At 62.8% G+C, this 17944-nt stretch carries 21 protein-coding genes; 13 read left to right on the forward strand and 8 right to left on the reverse strand.

The genetic code is table 11. The features are described from left to right. Nucleotides 1–82 precede the first annotated feature (82 nt). From R3C98_RS11375 to R3C98_RS11405, 7 genes are all read left to right on the forward strand, one after another. Nucleotides 83–841 (forward strand): DsbA family protein, encoded by a 759-nt coding sequence (locus tag R3C98_RS11375; RefSeq protein ID WP_371314199.1) that lies wholly within the window; start codon nucleotides 83–85, stop codon nucleotides 839–841. A gap of 15 nt (nucleotides 842–856) precedes the next feature. Then, nucleotides 857–4318, forward strand: a complete 3462-nt coding sequence (gene smc, locus R3C98_RS11380; protein ID WP_371314200.1) for a chromosome segregation protein SMC — start codon at nucleotides 857–859, stop codon at nucleotides 4316–4318. A gap of 150 nt (nucleotides 4319–4468) precedes the next feature. Further along, entirely contained in the window at nucleotides 4469–4831 is a 363-nt protein-coding gene (locus R3C98_RS11385) for an AtpZ/AtpI family protein (RefSeq protein ID WP_371314201.1), read from the forward strand. An 8-nt stretch (nucleotides 4832–4839) separates the two neighbouring features. Beyond that, nucleotides 4840–5598 (forward strand): F0F1 ATP synthase subunit A, encoded by a 759-nt coding sequence (locus R3C98_RS11390; protein WP_371314486.1) that lies wholly within the window; start codon nucleotides 4840–4842, stop codon nucleotides 5596–5598. 119 nt (nucleotides 5599–5717) lie between these two features. After that, nucleotides 5718–5954: a F0F1 ATP synthase subunit C gene (locus tag R3C98_RS11395; protein ID WP_034737903.1), complete on the forward strand. Its 237-nt coding sequence runs from the start codon at nucleotides 5718–5720 to the stop codon at nucleotides 5952–5954. Nucleotides 5955–6038: 84 nt separating this feature from the next. Then, on the forward strand, nucleotides 6039–6590 hold the full coding sequence (locus tag R3C98_RS11400) for a hypothetical protein (RefSeq protein WP_371314202.1): 552 nt from the start codon (nucleotides 6039–6041) through the stop codon (nucleotides 6588–6590). A 4-nt stretch (nucleotides 6591–6594) separates the two neighbouring features. Continuing rightward, nucleotides 6595–7197, forward strand: coding sequence for a F0F1 ATP synthase subunit B (locus R3C98_RS11405; RefSeq protein WP_371314203.1), 603 nt, complete (start codon nucleotides 6595–6597; stop codon nucleotides 7195–7197). 110 nt (nucleotides 7198–7307) lie between these two features. Here R3C98_RS11405 and R3C98_RS11410 read toward each other — a convergent pair whose 3' ends face one another. The 7 genes from R3C98_RS11410 to R3C98_RS11440 all read right to left on the reverse strand — a co-directional run bounded on the left by R3C98_RS11410 (nucleotide 7308) and on the right by R3C98_RS11440 (nucleotide 13555). Beyond that, nucleotides 7308–9029: an ABC transporter ATP-binding protein gene (locus R3C98_RS11410; protein WP_371314204.1), complete on the reverse strand. Its 1722-nt coding sequence runs from the start codon at nucleotides 9027–9029 to the stop codon at nucleotides 7308–7310. Nucleotides 9030–9069: 40 nt separating this feature from the next. After that, nucleotides 9070–10188: an inositol monophosphatase family protein gene (locus R3C98_RS11415; RefSeq protein WP_371314205.1), complete on the reverse strand. Its 1119-nt coding sequence runs from the start codon at nucleotides 10186–10188 to the stop codon at nucleotides 9070–9072. Continuing rightward, nucleotides 10175–11521, reverse strand: a complete 1347-nt coding sequence (locus R3C98_RS11420; protein WP_371314206.1) for a TldD/PmbA family protein — start codon at nucleotides 11519–11521, stop codon at nucleotides 10175–10177. Before R3C98_RS11420 ends, R3C98_RS11415 begins: the two co-directional genes overlap by 14 nt. 59 nt (nucleotides 11522–11580) lie before the next feature. Then, nucleotides 11581–11967 carry an MAPEG family protein gene (locus tag R3C98_RS11425; protein WP_371314207.1) on the reverse strand — a complete coding sequence of 129 codons (387 nt, stop codon included), beginning with the start codon at nucleotides 11965–11967 and terminating at the stop codon, nucleotides 11581–11583. Between the two features lie 75 nt (nucleotides 11968–12042). Next, the gene (locus R3C98_RS11430) at nucleotides 12043–12318 is read right to left on the reverse strand and encodes a hypothetical protein (RefSeq protein WP_371314208.1); all 276 of its coding nucleotides are present in this window, start codon (nucleotides 12316–12318) and stop codon (nucleotides 12043–12045) included. Nucleotides 12319–12440: 122 nt separating this feature from the next. Next, nucleotides 12441–12758 (reverse strand): hypothetical protein, encoded by a 318-nt coding sequence (locus tag R3C98_RS11435; protein WP_371314209.1) that lies wholly within the window; start codon nucleotides 12756–12758, stop codon nucleotides 12441–12443. Between the two features lie 77 nt (nucleotides 12759–12835). Beyond that, on the reverse strand, nucleotides 12836–13555 hold the full coding sequence (locus tag R3C98_RS11440) for a tyrosine-protein phosphatase (RefSeq protein WP_371314210.1): 720 nt from the start codon (nucleotides 13553–13555) through the stop codon (nucleotides 12836–12838). Nucleotides 13556–13680: 125 nt separating this feature from the next. On the opposite strand from R3C98_RS11440, the gene R3C98_RS11445 reads away from it, so the two are divergent. The 5 genes from R3C98_RS11445 to R3C98_RS11465 all read left to right on the forward strand — a co-directional run bounded on the left by R3C98_RS11445 (nucleotide 13681) and on the right by R3C98_RS11465 (nucleotide 16458). Beyond that, nucleotides 13681–14541, forward strand: coding sequence for a hypothetical protein (locus tag R3C98_RS11445; protein WP_371314211.1), 861 nt, complete (start codon nucleotides 13681–13683; stop codon nucleotides 14539–14541). A 109-nt stretch (nucleotides 14542–14650) separates the two neighbouring features. After that, entirely contained in the window at nucleotides 14651–15025 is a 375-nt protein-coding gene (locus R3C98_RS11450; protein WP_371314212.1) for a DUF6249 domain-containing protein, read from the forward strand. Further along, nucleotides 15009–15581 carry an RNA polymerase sigma factor gene (locus R3C98_RS11455; RefSeq protein WP_371314213.1) on the forward strand — a complete coding sequence of 191 codons (573 nt, stop codon included), beginning with the start codon at nucleotides 15009–15011 and terminating at the stop codon, nucleotides 15579–15581. The genes R3C98_RS11450 and R3C98_RS11455 overlap by 17 nt, the downstream gene beginning before the upstream one ends. A gap of 12 nt (nucleotides 15582–15593) precedes the next feature. Further along, nucleotides 15594–15941 carry a hypothetical protein gene (locus R3C98_RS11460; protein ID WP_371314214.1) on the forward strand — a complete coding sequence of 116 codons (348 nt, stop codon included), beginning with the start codon at nucleotides 15594–15596 and terminating at the stop codon, nucleotides 15939–15941. A gap of 31 nt (nucleotides 15942–15972) precedes the next feature. Beyond that, nucleotides 15973–16458, forward strand: coding sequence for a GNAT family N-acetyltransferase (locus tag R3C98_RS11465; protein ID WP_371314215.1), 486 nt, complete (start codon nucleotides 15973–15975; stop codon nucleotides 16456–16458). 69 nt (nucleotides 16459–16527) lie between these two features. On the opposite strand, the gene R3C98_RS11470 is transcribed toward R3C98_RS11465, so the two are convergent. Continuing rightward, complete coding sequence (locus R3C98_RS11470) at nucleotides 16528–17157, reverse strand: hypothetical protein (RefSeq protein WP_371314216.1); 630 nt, start codon at nucleotides 17155–17157, stop codon at nucleotides 16528–16530. A 243-nt stretch (nucleotides 17158–17400) separates the two neighbouring features. Here R3C98_RS11470 and R3C98_RS11475 point away from each other — a divergent pair, with 243 nt between their 5' ends. Then, nucleotides 17401–17925, forward strand: coding sequence for a GNAT family N-acetyltransferase (locus R3C98_RS11475; RefSeq protein WP_371314217.1), 525 nt, complete (start codon nucleotides 17401–17403; stop codon nucleotides 17923–17925). Nucleotides 17926–17944 lie beyond the last annotated feature (19 nt).

The raw sequence follows: 17944 nt of genomic DNA on the forward strand, positions 1-17944 counted from the left end.
ATGCACGCCAAAAGTTAACAGCAGCCCCCGCTTCCGTTAACCAGTTGGCAACCCAATCGACTCAATTCTTAACGCGAAAGCCATGATCATGAATCTTATCTCGAGACGCTCCGCCCTGGCCGCAGTTTCGGCCCTGATGCTTGCCGCTTGTGGCGGCGGCGACGGCGGCTCCACAGCGGGCATGCCCGCCATCACGAAGGGCGATCATGTAAAGGGCTCCGAGAGCGCCCCGATTACGATCATCGAATATGCTTCGCCGACCTGCCCGGCCTGTAAGTATTTCCACGACTCGATCCTTCCGGAACTGACCGAGAAGTATGTCGTCACCGGCAAGGTAAAGTTCGTCTTCCGTGAATATCCGATCCACGAACCGGACGTGCCCGCCTATGTCCTCGCCATGTGCGCCGGGGACGGCCAGTTCTACGACATCATGGACGATCTCTTCGCGAACCAGGCCGGTATCGTCACCGCTGCCCAGAATGGCACGCTGAAGGCCACTCTGCAGACCATCGGCAAGCGCCACGGCATCGAGACCACCGAACAGTTCGACGCCTGCATGGCGAACCGCGACTATCGCACCGTACTCGCCGACAAATACCAGGTCGCGACAGAGAAATGGGGCGTCGACTCGACCCCGACCTTCATTATCAATGGCGAGAAGCACCTGTTTGGCGGTGAGACCGGCTCGGTCGAGAACTTCTCGAAATTCCTCGACAAGATGCTGGGCGATGAAGCGCCAGCCGCCGAAACAGAAGCCACCGCTCCGGCCGAAGACGCCGCACCGCAGCCGACCCAAACCGGTGACGATGCTGGCGTTTCGGAATCGACCGACCAACCATAAGACAAGGGAGCCGGAATGCAGATCACTGAACTCCGCATTGCCGGCTTCAAGTCGTTCGTCGACCCGCAGGATTTTCCCGTCGAACCGGGCCTGACCGGGATCGTCGGGCCGAATGGCTGCGGCAAGTCCAACCTTCTCGAAGCGCTGCGCTGGGCCATGGGCGCCAGTTCGGCCCGCGCCATGCGTGGCGGGGAGATGGACGATCTGATTTTCTCCGGCTCCGGTACCCGGCCTGCACGCGAGACGGCCGAGGTCACGCTGATCCTCGACAATTCGAAGCGCACGGCCCCGCCGGAGTTCAACGGCTCCGACACGCTGGAGATCGTCCGCCGCATCCGCCGCGGCGCCGGCACGTCCTACAAGCTGAACGGCCGGACCGTCCGCGGGAAGGACATCACGCTCCTCTTCGCAGATGCCTCGACCGGGGCGAACTCTCCGGCGCTGGTGCGGCAGGGTCAGATCTCCGAACTGATCGGTTCGAAGCCGCAGAATCGCCGCCGCATCCTCGAAGAAGCCGCCGGGATTGCGGGCCTCAACACACGCCGCCACGAGGCGGAGCTGAAGCTGAACGCGGCAGAAGCAAACCTCGAACGTCTGTCCGAGGTCTCTGCCGAAGTGGAGCGTCAGCTGGCCAGCCTGAAGCGTCAGGCCGCAAAGGCGCGCCGCTACAAGAAGCTGTCCGAAGAAATCTACGCCCTCGACGCACTGATCGCGCATCTGCGCTGGCACGAGTCGAAGCTCGCCTGCGAGACAGCGCGCGACAAGCTGGAAGAAACGAAGCGTCAGGTTGAGGAAGCTTCCCGGCAGGACGCCGCTTGCGAAGCAGCCCGCATCGAAGCCGGCGAAGGCCTTGCACCGCTGCGCGAAGCCGAGAGCATTGTTGCCGCGAAACTCGGCCAGGCGCGCATCGCACTGGCAAAACTGGAAACCGAACGCAAGGTCGCCTCAGACGCCCATGCGCGGCTGGAAGCCGAAGCAACCCGTCTGATGGAAGACATCGAGCGCGAGCAGGCGGCCAAGACCGAAGCAGAAGACGCGCTCGCCCACGCAAAATTCGAACTCTCCGCCCTGCCGGTGGAAGACGAAGCTGCGAATGCCGAGACCGAAACGCAGACCCGTGTTGCGCTGGAAACCGCCCGCGCCGATCTGGTCAAGGCTGAACAGGCTGCCGACGATGCGCAGACCCGCCTGTCCGAAGCCCGCGCACGCCGTCAGGCCACGGAAGACCAGGCCGCCGCCCAGAACCGGCGGAAAATTCATCTGACTTCGGAAGTCGAGCGTCTTCGTTCCGACATGGCTTCACTGGAAGATGCCGTCTCGCTGGTGAGCAAGCTGAAGGCTGCAAAAGCGGCCGAGGAAGAGGCAGACGCCGCCTTACAAGCCGCCGAACGCTCCGTGGAAGATGCCGAACAACGCCTCAATGCTGCCCGCGAAGCCGAGATCGCCGCCCAGCCGCCGCGCGACGAAGCCGCCAGCGCTGTCCGCGAACTGGAAGCCGAGATCGGAGGACTGCGCAAGCTGCTGCGGAAAGCCGAGGGCCCGAGCGCTCCACCGGTTGTGGAACGCATCCGCACGCGCGATGGCTATGAGAAGGCCGTCGCAGCGGCGCTCGGCGATGACATCGAAGCGCCCACCGACAAGGCCGCCGCCATGTACTGGGGCGGCGCTGACGCTGTCGCGCAAATGTTGCCGAACGGCGCGACACCGCTCTCTCAGTACACGGACGCGCCGGGTGAACTTGCCGCCCGCTTGTCACAGTGCGGACTGGTCGATGCGACAGACGGCGCGCGTCTCGCAGGGCAGCTGAAGCCCGGCCAGCGTCTGGTTTCGAAGGAAGGCCATCTCTGGCGTTGGGACGGGTTCGCCCGTACACCGGACGCACCGGTCAGCGCCGCCGCCCGCCTTGAACAGCAGGCCCGCCTCGAAGCGGCGCTTGCCGAACTCAGCCCCCTCCAGGAAACGCTCGAAGCGCGGGACGCTGCGTTCGCCGCGGCGCGCGATGCCCGGGTGGCTGCAGAGGAAGCGCTGCGCAATTGCCGCTATGAAGTGGCCCCCGCCCAGCGTGCGCTGAACATGGCGCGCAGCACGGTGACCGATGCCGCGCAGGCCTCCGAACGGGCGGCGATGAAGCGCGATACGGCTGGCGAAGCCCTGCAGCGCGCCGAGTCCGAGCTGTCCATCGTCAATGAAACCCTTGCGCTGATCGCGCCGTCCGACAGCCGCGAACTGGAGAGCCAGCTGGAAGCGCGCCTCGCCGAAGCCCGCACTGCTGTTGCCGAGGCCCGGTCCGCCGAAATCGAAGCGCGAGGCCGCCTGACCGACATCACGCGTGGCCGGGAACAGGCCGCAGCCCGCCGCCAGGGCCTTGAGCGCGACGTCGAAACCTGGACCAGCCGCATCGCGGCTGCCGCCGAGCGTGTGGGCCGCCTGGTGGAGCGCCGGTCTGCTGCAGCTGCAGAAGCGCTCGCCGCAAAGACCCGGCCAGAGCAACTCGCCGCCGAGATCGACACGCTCTCAACCGAGGTCGCCTCGCTGGAAGCCGAACGTCAGAAATCGGCTGACCGGCTCGCAGAGAAGGAAGCCGCCATCCGCGAGGCCGAGTTTGCCGCCCGCCGCGCCTCCGCTGCCGCCTCAGAGGCACGCGAATCCCTCGCCGGCTGGAAAGTGAAACTCGAAACCGCCGAAAACCGGCTCGAAGAATCGGTAGAGATCGCCCGCAACAATTTCCAGCGCACCCCCGAAGGCCTGCTGGCGATTGCCGAAGCAGGTCTCAATGAAGAAGAAATGGGCGAGTTCACGCCCCGCGACATCGAACGCCGCGTCGAAGACCTGCGCCGCACCCGCGACCAGCTGGGCGGCGTAAACATGGAAGCCGAGGAAGAAGCGGCTGAAATGGAAGAGCGCCTCGGCGCGCAGGTCGTCGAAAAGGAAGATCTCGCCAAGGCGATCGCCAAGCTGCGTCAGGGAGTCGAGGCGCTGAACGAGGAAGGCCGCGACCGCCTCGTGAAGGCGTTCGAGCAGGTGAACGAGCACTTCAAGGCGCTGTTCACAGCGCTGTTCCGGGGCGGCCAGGCCGAGCTGCGCCTTGTCGATGCCGACGATCCGCTGCAGGCCGGCCTCGAAATCTTCGCCCAGCCGCCCGGCAAGAAGCTGGGCACATTGAACCTGATGTCCGGCGGCGAGCAGGCGCTGACGGCAGCGGCGCTGATCTTCGCCGTGTTCCTGTCGCGCCCAGCCCCAATCTGTGTGCTGGACGAGGTGGATGCCCCGCTCGACGACGCGAACGTCGACCGTTTCTGCAACATGCTCAATGAAATGCGCCAGCGCACCGACACGCGTTTCGTGATCATCACGCACAACCCGGTCACGATGAGCCGGATGGACCGCCTTTTCGGCGTCACGATGCGTGAACAGGGCGTTTCAAAGCTGGTTTCTGTGGACCTGCAGGCCGCTGAAGAGCTTGTTGCGGCGGAGTAGCGCACACATTACGAAAATAACCCAAGGAAAAACAGGGGGCTAGCTTTCTGCATCTCCGGTTGACTTGGACAGCCTGCCTACATAGTTTGCGCCGAAATCCGGGGGGAAGCCCCGTCGGCAAGGATTCGCGGCTGCGGAGCATCTGAAATCATGTCCAGCGAGGGACCGAATGACCTCGGCGAACGTATCGCCAAGGCAAAAGCGGCCCGCGATGAACGTGAGGCAAGAAAGCGGCGCGATGAGCAGGCAGACGGGACCAGTCTCTCTGCAGGGGGCTATGCCCTGCGATACGGCGCCGAATTCGTCGCCAATGTCTTTGTCGGAGGCTTTTTCGGCTTCTGGATCGACAAGTTCGCAGGCTCGGAACCTTGGGGATTGCTGATTGGCGGGACCCTCGGTTTCGTCGCAGGCATCCGGGCCATAATGCGCGCCTATAAAGAGCTGAATGCTCGGGCGCTGGAAATGACACAGGGGCAAAGTGCCCCGAATGAAGACGGGACCAAGGACGAATGACCTTCCTGATGCCGAGCGTAGCGATCGATCCGATCCACCAGTTCCAGGTCAGCAAATGGCTGGACCTCAACATCGGTGGCATTGACCTGTCCTTCACCAATGCCTCCGGCTTCATGCTGCTGGGTGTTGTGCTGACCATCGCCTTCTTCGGCGTGGCCGCATCGAAGGGCCTTCTCGTACCGTCCCGCCTGCAGTCGATGGCCGAGATCGGCTATGGCTTCGTCGCTGACATGGTGCGCGGCGCGGCCGGCGAGGAAGGCCTGAAATTCTTCCCGTTCGTCTTCACGCTCTTCTTCTTCATCTTCTTCGCCAACATGATCGGCATGGTGCCGTACGCCTTCACGACGACGAGCCACATCATCGTGACCGCGGCGCTCGCCCTGCTCGTGATCTCGATCGTGATCGGCTACGGCTTCTACAAGAACGGCCTGAAATTCTTCAAACTGTTCGCTCCGTCGGGCGCACCGTTCCTGATCTACTTCCTTCTCGTGCCGATCGAGGTCATCTCGTTCTTCGCACGTCCGCTGACCCTGGCACTGCGTCTGTTCGCCAACATGCTGGCCGGTCACATCATGCTGAAGCTGTTCGCCGGCTTCGCTGTTACGCTGATCGGTGCAGGCATCGCCTACGTTCCGGTGGCGCTTCTCGCTTTCTCGATGGGTGTTGCACTCAACGCGCTCGAATTCCTGGTTGCGGGTCTTCAGGCTTACGTCTTCGCGATCCTGACCTGCGTCTATCTGAACGACGCGCTGCACCCATCCCACTAGGAACCTGTTCGCCGGTGCGGCGTCAAAGCCGCACCAAAACCGCTTGACGCCTCCCACCGAACACGCTTCACGGGCGGCAAAATGTAGAAACCTTAAGCATTCCAACAAGGAGACACCCAATGGAAGGCGATATCACTCTCGGCCTCAAATATGTCGGCGCTGGCCTCGCAACGCTCGGCATGATCGGTGCTGCAATCGGTGTGGGCAACATCTTCGGCTCGTTCCTCGACGCCGCTATGCGCAACCCGTCCGCTGCTCCGCAGCAGACCGGCAACCTCTTCATCGGTATGGCCCTCTCCGAGGCTCTCGGCATCCTGTCGTTCCTCGTCGCCATCCTGATCCTGTTCGTGGTCTAATAGACCAACGTCCAGTCTGAACGGGCCGGCGGCACCCTTGCCGGCCGGCCCGATCCTGTCGTATCCCGACACAGAGGTAACCTGATGCTGATCGCATTGCTTGCTGAAGGCGCCGCCCACGGGCACACGCCGGACGACGCGCCACCGGCTTTCCCGCCGTTCGAGACCTGGCACATGCCGGGCCAGTTGTTCTGGCTCGCAATCCTGTTCACGACGCTGTACCTGGCAATGTCGCGCTGGATCCTGCCGAAACTGTCCGACACGCTGGAAAAGCGTTCTGACCGGATCGCTTCGGATCTCGATCAGGCTGCCCGCCTGAACGATCAGGCCACCGAAGCCCAGCAGGCCCTCGAACTGCGTGTCGCACAGGCCCGCAACAAGGCCCGCGAAACTTCGGAAAAGGCGAGCGAGAAGATGGAAGCCGAAATGGCCGCCGAAACCTCGCGCGTCGATGCCGATATCGCCAAGAAACTGGAAGCTGCCGATGCCCGCATCGCAACACTCCGGTCGAACGCGATGGCAAATGTCGAGCAGATCGCCATCGACACGGCCGAGGCCATGACGGCCCGGTTCGGCCTGAAAGCTTCTGCTGGTGACCTGAAGTCTGCCGTCACAGCCGCGATGGAGAAGAAGTAAGACCATGAAACGCATTGTCCTCTTCTCCGCTATCACCGCCTCTGCCCTGCCAGCCTTCGCTGCTGAAACCGAGCATGGCGCCGCTGGCGGCCATGGCGGTGGCGGCTTCATCGGTGGCCTGCAGTATGCAGCCACAGACCCGGTGACCTTTGCCGCCTTCCTGGCGCTCGCTTGCTTCGTTCTCATCGCCGCTCGCATGGGCGCATTCAAAACCGTTCTTGGCGGTCTTGATGCCCGCGCGGAAGGCATCCGCAAGGAACTGGAAGAAGCTGCCAGCCTCCGCGAACAGGCTGCTGAAGCCCTGGCTGCGGCTGAACGCAAGGCCCTCGACGCCGACAAGGAAGCCGAGGCCATGATCGAGCAGGCCAAGGCCGACGCCAAGCGCATCATGGAAGAGACCCGCAAGGACATCGCCGAGCGCCTCGCCCGTCGTGAAGCGCTTGCCGAAGCGCGTATCGCCCGCGCCGAAGCCGAAGCGACCGAGGAAGTACGCCGCGCGGCTGCCGATGCCGCTACCGAAGCGGCCCGCCGTCTTCTGGCCGGTGACACAGCTGTCGACCAGTTCGAGAAAGCCGCCCGCGAGATCGAGAAGGCGCTGACCAACTAGGCTCCTCTCAGGCACACCAAACAGAAAGCCCCGCGAAGCCACTTCGCGGGGTTTTTGTTTGGGCTGATAGCTTATGAATATGCTTGGCCTTCCCTACGCGGGATGGCACGTCAGCTGAGTTGCAGTTTCACAAGGCGCGCGTAAGCGCCGTCGGCGGCCAGCAACTCGTCGTGGCTGCCCTGCTCCACCACCCGGCCATCCTCAACCACCAGAATGCGATCCGCCGCGCGGACGGTGGACAGGCGGTGGGCGATGATCAGGACAGTACGGCCACGGCCAAAATCACTGAGCGCCTGCTGTACGCGGGACTCGCTCTCCGCATCGAGCGCTGAGGTCGCCTCGTCGAGCAGCAAGACGGGCGCGCCGCGCAGGATGGCGCGGGCGAGTGCGATGCGCTGGCGCTGGCCGCCAGAGAGGTTCCGGCCCATTTCACCGGCCGGAGACTGGTAGCCTTGCGGCAGGGCCATGATGAACTCATGCGCAAAGGCAGCGCGGGCAGCGACCTCGATTTCGGCCTTGGTCGCGCCGAGGCGTCCGAGCGCAATATTGGCCTGGATCGTGTCGTCGAACAGAGCCGAGTCCTGAGAGACGAGCCCCAGATTGTTGCGCAGGCTATCGCCGGTCATGCCCCGGATGTCCTGCCCATCGACGCGGATCGTACCGCTGGACGGATCATAAAGGCGCAGGAGCAGGTTGAAGATCGTGGATTTTCCGGCGCCTGACGGGCCGACGATCGCCACCGTCTCCCCCGGGGCAGCCTTGAAACTCAACCCCTTCAGGGCTGGCGTACCGTCCGGATAGGCAAAGGCGACATCTTCGAAGCTGACATCGCCGGACACTTTTCCGAAGTGCCTTGCGCCCGGCAGATCAGCCATGACGGGTTTCGCTTCGATGATTTCGAACACACGGTCGGCTGCCGCGCCACCTTCCTGCGCGACGGAGTTCAACGTGCCGAGGGCCCGGATCTCCGGCGAAGCAACGCCAAGCGCTGCGATGAAGGCCAGCAGGTCGCCAAGGGACATCTGGCCCTGCGATATCCGCCATGCGGCAAAGCCAAGGATACCCGCCAGTGCAACGCCGCCTGCAATTTCGAGGATCGGGTCGACGGCCGCCCGGTCGGCCAGCACTTTCAGGAACAGGCGCGAACGCTCGGCGAAACCGCTGCGGGCACGGCCCTTCTGATAAGCTTCGAGACCATACGCCTTGATCACCCGGGCGGACTGGAAGCCTTCGGAAAGCAGCGAGGTCATTTCCCCGACCTGCTTCTGCGCCCGGCGGGAGCGTTTACGCACCCGGTTGCCGAGGCTGATGACCGGCGCAAAAGCGATCGGATAAGCGACGAGGATCAACAGGGTCAGCTGCCAGTCGATCCAGGCCATCACGCCAAGACAGCCGATCGTAGTCGCCGTGCTCTTGGTGAAATTGTTGGCGAAGCGAAGCGCCGCGTCGCGGATGGCGTTCACATCATTGATGAAGCGCGAAACGAAGCCGCCTGAGGCATCTGAAGACAGGCGCGCGAAATCACCGTCGATCAGCGTTTCGAACTCGTGGGTCTGCATGCTGACCAGGCCGCGCTGGACGCCGGTATTGTTCAGCAGCGTCATCAGGTACATCGTCAGCGAGCGCGCAGCCGCCAGCGCCACGATTGCCGCGCCGATGTGCAGGATCCAGCTGGAATCGGCATTGCCACTCTCGCCGAAACTCGCTTCCAGACGGTCGCCCATCAGCTTCAGCACAAAGGTATAGGCCATGGCACATACGGACGTGCCCAGCGCCATCAGCGTGCCGCCGATGAACCAGCCGAGGTGCGGCCGGAAATAGGCCGCGAACAATCTCCGCAGGCTCCCCCGCTGCGCCTTCGGTTGCTCGGTATCAGACGTGATGGTGATCCCCCGTCAGCGGGTCCAGCAGCTTGTGCGCGTGCAGGATGAAGTAGCGCATTTCGGCGTGGTCCACTGTGCGCTGCGCTGCCGATTTCCAGGCGTCGTAGGCGTCCTTGTAGTTCGGGAAGGCGCCGACAAAGTCGAGCTTGGACAGGTCTTCGAACTCAACTCCGGTCACGTCCTTCAGCTCACCGCCAAACACGATGTGCAGCAGCTGCTGCTGGCTTTTCGGGGCGTCGCCCATGTTCTTGTGCTCCGTGGTTGTGGCAGCCATGGCCGCCCTTTCCTGTGGGTCAGGTATACCCACAAATCCTGTCCTGCGCACTAACAGAGGGTGAAGCCCGGCGCCAGCCGCGATGACACTGCGCTGAGCAGGAACTTCCTGATTGAACACAAGGGGTTCACCCTTGTGGGTGGTGACGACGCCGCCTGCCTGCTCGACAAGCACTGTCCCGGCGGCAAGGTCCCAATCGGACTTGCCCGCCAGCGTCAGGGTCGCGTCCCACTCCCCGGTCGCCACAAGGGCCATCCGCAGCAGGGTTGAGTTCGGTTTCGGGCTGGCAATTGTGATATCCGGCCATGGCTCGGGCCAGCTCGGATGGTCAATCATGCCTTCATTGGTGATCAGGCGGCAGCCGGTCTCTTCCGAGCAGGCAGACACACGGATCGCCTGCCCGTTCAGGAAGGCGCCGCCCGCCTCCCAGGCTTCGTAAAACCGGTCCTGTCGCGGCGCGTAGAGCACGCCCGCCACAGCGCGGCCTTCCTCGATCACGGCGAGGGCCACACACCAGTTCGGGTCATCCCTCATGTAAGCGCGCGTGCCGTCAATCGGATCGACGACCCAGCAGCGTTGTTTCTGCCGTGCATCCACGCTGTCGGTCGTCTCTTCGGACAGCCAGCCATATTCGGGCCGCGCCCGCTGGAGATGCGCGGCGCAGAGCCGGTTCACTTCAATATCGGCTTCGGTGACCGGACTGCCGCCGGTCTTGTGCCAGACGCGGTTCTGATGGCCGCGGTGCTGATAGGAGACGGCGAGCTCACCGGCCTCACGGGCAAGCGCCCGCATCGTGTCCATGTCTTCGAGGAGCGTCCGCTCAGCTGCCCGCAAGACTCATCCCTTCCACCAGAATGCTCGGTGCGTCGCGCGTACCGCGGAATTCGAGGTTGGACGCCGGAACGAGGCGCGAGAACATTGACGGCAGGTCGCCCGCAATCGTGACCTCGGACACCGGATAGGCAATCTCGCCGCCTTCGAACCAGAAGCCCGCGACACCGACCGAATAGTCACCTGTGTTCGGATTGATCGACGGGCCGAACATGTCGGTCACCAGCAGGCCTTCGCCAACGCTGGCCATCAATTCTTCCGGCGTCTTCTCTCCGGCGCGCAGATAGATATTGGACGTCGTGACGCCCGGCGGGTCACCGAAACCAAGCGCGGAAAAGCCGTTCGGCTCCAGCCCCAGCTGTTTCGCCGCCGGTGTGTTCAGCAACCAGGCAGTGAGGCGGCCATCCTCGATCAGGTGGGTCTCGCGCACCGGCAGGCCTTCGCCGTCATGGCTGCGAGAGCCCATGCCCAATTCCCGGAACGGATCGTCGGTGATGTAGACGCCTTTCGCGAACACCTGCTCACCCATCCGGTCCTTCAGATAGGACACGCCGCGTGCGATCGATGGGCCGGAAATCGCGCCCAGCATGGCGCCGATCAGACTGGCGGACACGCGCCGGTCGTAGATCACCGCCGCCTTGCGGGTGCCGAGCTTGCGGGCGCCGAGACGGGCGATGGTGCGGTCGCCTGCGGTTTTGCCGATCTCTTCGGGCAACGGCATATTCCTGAGGAAGCGGACCGACCAGGAATCATAGTCCCGTTCCATCTTCCCGTCCTTCTCCGCAACAGCCGAGAGGCCGAGGCTGGTGGACGAGCCCTGCTTGAAGGCCGCAAAACCATTGGAGGCGGCGACCCAACGCTTCGACCGGTTCCAGGAGGCCCCGCAACCAGCCACCGTCTTGATCCCCGGAATGGCAAGCGCTGCGGCCTCTGCCGCCAGCGCGCGTTCTTCCAGAGCTTCGGCAGGCATCTCCGGTTCGCCGGTCAGGTCCATATCGAGATCGCCGGTGGCGAGCATCGATGCGTCAGGCAGACCGCAATACTTGTCTTCCGGCACGGCCTTCGCCATCGCGACGCAGCGCTCGGCCAGCATTCTCAGCCCGTCGGGCGAGAGATCCGCGCCGGAGACATGCGCCTGTTGCTTGCCGTAGAAGCAGCGCAGCGCCACCGACACGCTTTCCTCACGCTCGATGCTTTCCAGCTTGCCGTCCCGCACCGCGACGCCAACACCGTCCGCCTCGCCGATACGCGCATCTGCTGCGTCCGCGCCGGCTTTGCGGCACTGCTCAATAAGTCCGGCAAGGAGATCTGCCGGGGGAATCCTGAAATCAGCCATGCGCGCTAGATGGCCTGCGGCACCTGCAGGCGCAATCCCCCGTGTCAGAAACAGCCGTGTCAGAAGAGGCCCTGCCAGACCAGCAGTCCGGCGATCACCAGCATCGGCACCCAGGTCAACAACATGCCGAGCGCACGTGCTGCCATCACCGAAGCTGAGAGCCCGGCGGCATGCAATAGACGTCCGGCGGTGAAACTCGCGCCAAGGACGTGAACCAGCATCGCCGAGCTGCCCATCACCGCGGTCATGAAAAGGCCGATCATGAAGGCCGGGACGTGCTCGCTGGCATTTCCGTGCGTTCGGATCCTGAGTGTCAGCGTATCGTTCCCGCCATCACCCACCGAGACCTTTGCAGATCGGCGATGCATCATCACCCGCACGGCCAGAACGACGAGGAGCGCGATGTTCAAGCCAACATAAAGCGACGCGACCTGTGTCGAGTTCATGCCTGTCCCTTCCTTCCCAAATGAAAGACCGCCAGCGTTTCCGCCGGCGGTCCCATAACCCCCCGCAAAGACAGATCAGTCGTCCCGGCGCGCATCCGGCAGCCGGTCGTTGATATCGTCCCGGATGTCGAGCAGCGTCACGATCAGGCCGCAGATCAGGCTGGCCGCGATCCAGCCGCCCACGGTGAACACGGCGAAATCGGCTACCATGGCCAGCGTACCCGTCAGGCCCACGAGTTCGCCCGTGAATTCGCCCTTGTTGTAAATGCCGAGTGCAATCCCTGACACGATAACGGCGATATAGGCCACATAAACCATCGTGCGGAAGCTGTTGATAATAAAGAACTTCATGGTCTTCCCCTTTCTGGAGCAAATCGGAATCTAAGGGGATTAACCCTGTTCGTCACGCAAATACTCGTCAGAAACGAACCTGACCCCCGCCAGCTGGTGCAGAATTGCACTATCCTGCGCGCTCAGCCGTCTTCTCCGGTCGAAAGCTCACACTTTTCCATTTCCTGTTCGGCATCGAAAAACTGCATCTTCTCGGAATCCGTCAGACTGAGAATGTATTCGCCGACCGGCCGTTTCTCGCGCGAAATCGCAACCGCTGCGCGCTTGAACAGGTCCGGGCTGAGCTTGGCCTGCATCGCATCGACAATGCAAACGCAGGTCTCCGGCACTTCACCTTCCGCGATGCACGTGTCGACAAGCTGGTCGTGACTGTTCTTCGAACCGCCACACCCGGTCAACGCAGCGGCGAAAGCCAGCCCTGCAATCATCATCGTGCGCATCGGTGTCTCCCTCACCGCCAACGACGGAAAACGAAGCATGAATCCCGCTGCGGGGGAAGCGACCCCGTTCGCGGGTGCTATTCGCGCTGCAGGATCTTGTCGACCTGAATACCCTTGCCGAAATCGCGCAGGAAATCCTCTTTCACCTTCAGCCGGTCATAGTCTTCGGCGATCCAGTCGAGGAAAGGCTTCCACTCACCGTCCGGCCGGCCCTCATTGAAGTCGGCATAGGCCTGGAAGAAGGCGTCCAGCATGCCGGTCTTGCCGTGCTTGATGTGGAGATACTTCAAGGAAAGCTGCTCAGTCGCCTGATGAAACGGGACTTTTTCCTTCAGCAGCATGTAGAGAACGGCCATCAGGCCAGCCCGGTCTGCGCCGGATTTGCAGTGCATCAGGGCCGGGTATTCGATCGTTTCGAACAGGTCGCGCGCGGCGAAAATCGCCTCTCGGGTCGGCGTATCGCGGGAAAAAACCTGAAAATCGATCAGGGTAATACCGGCTTGTTCGCAGGCTTCCTTCTCCAACAGGTAATAGCCTTTGGTGCTTTCTCCCCGCAGATTCAGGATCGTCTTCAGACCCAATTCTTTCGCATATTTCATGACCTTGGCAGGCGAAGGCTGGTTCGACCGGTACATGTCCGGCGAGATCTGGTGGAGGTTCTGGTAGATCGCGCGCAGGAAACCATGGTCCTGCCAGACCATTTCGCGCCGCGCCCGCGACCGGCCTTCCCGGGTCGAGAGGTCCGCCGCAACATGCTTGCGCTTTTTGCGCTTTGCCTTGGGAGTCAGTTTCACCATGAAGCCCCGCGATTAGCCTTCCGCCCGGTTTCCATCAAGCGCTGGCTCGCAGGGAAATCTAAACCGGACGGTAAGGTTCTTTTACGATCATGTCATGAATTGCTGGCCCCTCAGGGATTTGAGCCATGCCTGCCAAAATGCCATTTCGCGCCTTCCTTGCGGTCATCCTTGCCGCCGGGAGCGCTGCGTTCATGGCAGAAGCGCAGGGCCGTATCGGGCTCCAGCCGGCCAGCGTCGAACTGGAAACAGATGCCGGCCAGCCAATGCGTCAGGTCGTGACCGTCGCAAATCTTGACCGCGCCCATCCGGTTTCCGTCTCGCTGGCCCTCGCCGACTGGGCCTATGATTCAGACGGCGCGCCGGTTTTCACGCCCGCCGGGGAGAGCGAAACATCTGCCGCAGGCTGGGCGCGATATGGAGCGCCGACGATTTTACTGGCGCCCGGTCAGTCAAAACAGGTCGTCATCCAGCTCTCGGCCCCGGATAAACCTCCGCGAACCGGAGATTATCGCGTCGCCTTGCTCGCTTCATCCGTCATGAAGGACGCCGAAGGCCGCTGGCAGAAAAGCCAGATCGCGTCTCTCGTCAGCCTGACGATCGGCAAGGCAAGTTCCCGCCCGCGTATCGAAGCCAGCCGCCTGACGGTCACCGACGCCGGAGACCCGGCGATCGCACTCGACTTCTCCAATACCGGCAACGCCCATGCCCGCCTGGATGGCGTGATCGAAGTCCGCAGCGGCAGCGAAATCCTTCTCACGCACAAGCTGGACGATGTGATCGTGCCGGAAAAAGGCATTCGCAGCCTGATCGTCCCGCTGGACCAGCCCCTCCCGGCCGATGCCGACATCGAGGTTCGCCTGACCAACCAGTTCGCCCCGCAAACGACGCGCGGCGAGAAGGCCTTGCCGGTTCACAAGGTGAAAACCGAGGCCGAGGCCGCAACCGAAGTGGCAGACCTGTCCATCCCGGTCGGCGGGCTGAACTAGGTCCCTCCAAAAAAAATTCACATCCGCCGCATCCAAGCGGGGCCTTCACTGCATCTGACAGTCAAACAGCGGCAATTCCGCCGCGCGAGTTTGCAAGAAGGAGCCTGAAATGACCGAAGACATTCTCGTCCCGGCCATATTGTTCGGATCAATCGTCGGGATCGTGTGGCTGGTCAGCTACTTCAACTCCCGCAAGCGCAACACGATCCATGAGACGCTGCGCCACGCCATCGACAAGGGACAGGTGCTGTCCGATGACATGATGGTGCGCCTGTCGCTGGCGAACGACCCGGTGCGGGCCGATCTCCGCCGCGGCGTGCTGTTCATTGCTGCCGGCCTTGCCTTTGCGTTCCTCGGCACGATGGTGGGCATGGAAGAAGGTGAAGCGATCCGTCCGATGCTGGGCGTTGCCGCCTTCCCGGTCTTCCTGGGTGTTGCATACCTTGGCCTGTGGGTGTCGGGTCGCAATGAACGGAAGGCCTGACCTCTACCTGGTCACGGACGAAGGACGGGACATGCGCACGGATCCGGACCTGGCAGCCGATGCTGCACGCGGCAACGAGGCGGCTTTCGCCGAACTCGTCCGCCGCCACCAGGCCCGCGTGCGCGGCATGTCCCGGCGCCTGACCGGATCGGCTGCCGCCGGTGACGACATCGCCCAGGCCACTTTCCTCACGGCCTGGCAGAAGATCGGCACCTATGCCGGCGGTACGTTCAGCGCCTGGATCTGTGCCATCTGCTGGCGGGAATTCCTCCAGGTCCGCCGCAAGACGCGGCCGGAGATCGAGTTCGACGAGACGGCGGAGATCATCCCCTTCGACCGCCCGACTGACCGCCAGGACGACCGGATGGATCTCAGCCGGGCACTGGAACAACTGAGCGAGGCCCAGCGTGTCTGCGTCGTCATGTGCGTCGCCGCCGGCCTCACCCACCGCGAAGCGGCCGAAGCCACCGGTTGGCCGCTTGGCACCGTGAAATCCCATGTGCTGCGGGGTGTCGAAGCCCTCCGGAAACACCTTGCGAAGCCCGAAGTGGCGTGATGGAGTAGAAACATGCGCGAAGAAGAAACCTTCCAGGACCTCACCAGCCTTTTTGCGGCGGAAGACCGCGCGCTTGAAGCGAAGCCCTTCGTGGACGAGGTGATGGGCAAGGTCCGCCGCCGCGCCCTGATGCGCCGGGCAGTCCTGCTGGCTGTTGGCGGTGTGGGCGCAATCGTCGCCGCGCTGCAGATGCCGGGCCTTCTGGGAGACTGGGCCGCACTGGACAATACGGTCGTCAACTCAATCGCCTCCGCCCAGCAGCAGGCAGACCTTCTGGCCAGTTCGAACCCGCTCTGGCTTGGCATCGCCGCGGTTGTGGGCCTCTGCGTGGCAGCTGTCGCGACGATGGAACGGGCCTAGGAACCGCACGACGGGGGGCCGGAGGGAAGCAATGATACGCCTCCGCCCCATGCTGGCCAGCGAGTTCGCTGACTATGTCGCCTATTTCATTCCTGACTATGCTGCAGAGATCTCTGCAAACTACGATCAGGATACGGACACCGCATTGGCGTGCGCCAAACGGGATGTCGAGAGCAGCTTTCCGCAGGGCGTCGACACGCCGGGCCAGGATCTTCTGTGTATCGTTGACGAAGGTGACGCCGCGCTCCTCGGCTATCTCTGGTGCAAACCGGATGAAGACGGCCCGTGCGTTTTCATCAGCGACTTCTACATTCTTCCAGCCCATCGCGGTAAGGGATACGCCAAAGCCGCCCTGGTCGCATTGGAAAACCTGTACGCGATGACAGGACATCGCGAAATCCGATTGCGGGTGGCGGCAGACAATGACGTCGCACAAAACCTGTACCGGAGCGTCGGCTTCTCCCCGACCGGCATCAATATGCGAAAGGCGTTTGGCAGCAGTCCGGGAGAGGCCTGACAATGCTTCCAGCACACTTGTCCGGAGACGCCTTCGCGCTCCGGTAAATCGACCTGACGGGAAACACGCTCAGCCGCTGTCATTCCATGCGACAGCCAGCGCTTCATTCAAACGTACACTGAGAACCTGTGCGAAGCTTTCAGCCAACCGGCCGGCGCGGAAGCCGGGCACGACCTGAAGGCTGACCGGGTGCATTTCCCCCGCCGCCCGCCAGCGATGCAGCGCCCGCGCCATGCGCCGGGCGTGCGGTGCCGGGTCTGCGAGGATGCCGCCGAGCACGATCACTTTTTCGATGAAGCGCCCTGCGGGGACTTCGTCCGGCTTGGGCTTTGCCGGAATGTCCAGCATCGCGGGCATTGGGGCATAGTGGCCGGGCGCCAGCGCAAAGCGCCAGGGGCGCTGGCCGGACGCGGCCAGGAAGCTGGCGGTCACGTCTTCCACGCCATCGGGCAGCGCCGCACGGGACGCCCCTGCCCGCGGCTTCACCGGCGGCAGCGTATCGATCATGCCAGCCGCCAGCAGGAAGATCAGCTGGCGGATATAATTCATCAGGAAAGAGAGGCGCACCCGGCACTGCCGCGCCATGCCGCGCGACAGGACGCCAGGCCGCAATTGCAGCCCGGCGTGTACGATCAGATCGGCCAGCACATTCCGCGCCGTCTCCATCGCTTCTGAAAAGAAATCGCCTGTCTCATCCATGCGCGAAAGGATGGGGGCTGGATGGGCCTGTTGGGTTCAGGCGCGCGGATGTACTGTGGGTGTTGGCTTGAAGGGGTTGATATAAGGAGAGTTTTCCACGTTCTGCACCCACCATGCATCCTGCCCTTTGAGCCATATATGCTGACAGGTTGGAATGGGCCCAATGGTGCCGTTGCCTTCTCACGTCCTTCAAGGCACCCTTGGGCCAACTCAATAGGTTGCGCTTGCAGGATGGGGCTGTAGATGGATTTAAACTTCGTGCGAGCCGATCTCGAACAGCACCGCGAATTGCTCATTAATTTCAATATTGAGTATCTCTGCTGGGCCGGTGATTCGGTGCAAGAACGGTTCGGGCTCTCGCTGCCAAGTCTCTTGGGAATGCCTATTCCCGATTATGTCCACAGCTCGTTAAACAAGCTGTGTGAGGGAACGCCGCCAAACGGCGTTTATGTCGTCTTCAGTGGGGAGACCGCGCTTGGAATGGGTGGGCTCCGCCGCATACGAGACGGCGTTGGCGAGATCAAACGCATCTATGTCTCCCGGGCGAGCCGTGGCGGGGGAATAGGCGCGAAGATCCTGGATCGGCTCGTGCGCGACGCGCAGAGCTTTGGCTATCAGGAACTCTTGTTGGAAACTGGCCCCTTCATGACTTCCGCTCATCGCCTCTACGAGGCGGCCGGGTTTGTAGATATCCCGCCGTATGAAGAGGCAGAGGTGCCTGAAGCGCTACATCGGGACTGGCGCTTTATGCGCTGCCGACTGAGCTAAAAGATCGCCAGACGACTTC

The organism is Hyphomonas sp., from assembly GCF_041398465.1.
Lineage (GTDB): Bacteria > Pseudomonadota > Alphaproteobacteria > Caulobacterales > Hyphomonadaceae > Hyphomonas.

Bases quoted from the DNA above. Each gene is read 5' to 3' on its own strand.
- R3C98_RS11375 (WP_371314199.1), top strand. From the start codon at position 83: ATGATCATGAATCTTATCTCGAGACGCTCCGCCCTGGCCGCAGTTTCG.
- smc (WP_371314200.1), top strand. From the start codon at position 857: ATGCAGATCACTGAACTCCGCATTGCCGGCTTCAAGTCGTTCGTCGAC.
- R3C98_RS11385 (WP_371314201.1), top strand. From the start codon at position 4,469: ATGTCCAGCGAGGGACCGAATGACCTCGGCGAACGTATCGCCAAGGCA.
- R3C98_RS11390 (WP_371314486.1), top strand. From the start codon at position 4,840: ATGCCGAGCGTAGCGATCGATCCGATCCACCAGTTCCAGGTCAGCAAA.
- R3C98_RS11395 (WP_034737903.1), top strand. From the start codon at position 5,718: ATGGAAGGCGATATCACTCTCGGCCTCAAATATGTCGGCGCTGGCCTC.
- R3C98_RS11400 (WP_371314202.1), top strand. From the start codon at position 6,039: ATGCTGATCGCATTGCTTGCTGAAGGCGCCGCCCACGGGCACACGCCG.
- R3C98_RS11405 (WP_371314203.1), top strand. From the start codon at position 6,595: ATGAAACGCATTGTCCTCTTCTCCGCTATCACCGCCTCTGCCCTGCCA.
- R3C98_RS11420 (WP_371314206.1), bottom strand. From the start codon at position 11,521: ATGGCTGATTTCAGGATTCCCCCGGCAGATCTCCTTGCCGGACTTATT.
- R3C98_RS11425 (WP_371314207.1), bottom strand. From the start codon at position 11,967: ATGAACTCGACACAGGTCGCGTCGCTTTATGTTGGCTTGAACATCGCG.
- R3C98_RS11430 (WP_371314208.1), bottom strand. From the start codon at position 12,318: ATGAAGTTCTTTATTATCAACAGCTTCCGCACGATGGTTTATGTGGCC.
- R3C98_RS11435 (WP_371314209.1), bottom strand. From the start codon at position 12,758: ATGCGCACGATGATGATTGCAGGGCTGGCTTTCGCCGCTGCGTTGACC.
- R3C98_RS11440 (WP_371314210.1), bottom strand. From the start codon at position 13,555: ATGGTGAAACTGACTCCCAAGGCAAAGCGCAAAAAGCGCAAGCATGTT.
- R3C98_RS11445 (WP_371314211.1), top strand. From the start codon at position 13,681: ATGCCTGCCAAAATGCCATTTCGCGCCTTCCTTGCGGTCATCCTTGCC.
- R3C98_RS11450 (WP_371314212.1), top strand. From the start codon at position 14,651: ATGACCGAAGACATTCTCGTCCCGGCCATATTGTTCGGATCAATCGTC.
- R3C98_RS11455 (WP_371314213.1), top strand. From the start codon at position 15,009: ATGAACGGAAGGCCTGACCTCTACCTGGTCACGGACGAAGGACGGGAC.
- R3C98_RS11460 (WP_371314214.1), top strand. From the start codon at position 15,594: ATGCGCGAAGAAGAAACCTTCCAGGACCTCACCAGCCTTTTTGCGGCG.
- R3C98_RS11465 (WP_371314215.1), top strand. From the start codon at position 15,973: ATGATACGCCTCCGCCCCATGCTGGCCAGCGAGTTCGCTGACTATGTC.
- R3C98_RS11470 (WP_371314216.1), bottom strand. From the start codon at position 17,157: ATGGATGAGACAGGCGATTTCTTTTCAGAAGCGATGGAGACGGCGCGG.
- R3C98_RS11475 (WP_371314217.1), top strand. From the start codon at position 17,401: ATGGATTTAAACTTCGTGCGAGCCGATCTCGAACAGCACCGCGAATTG.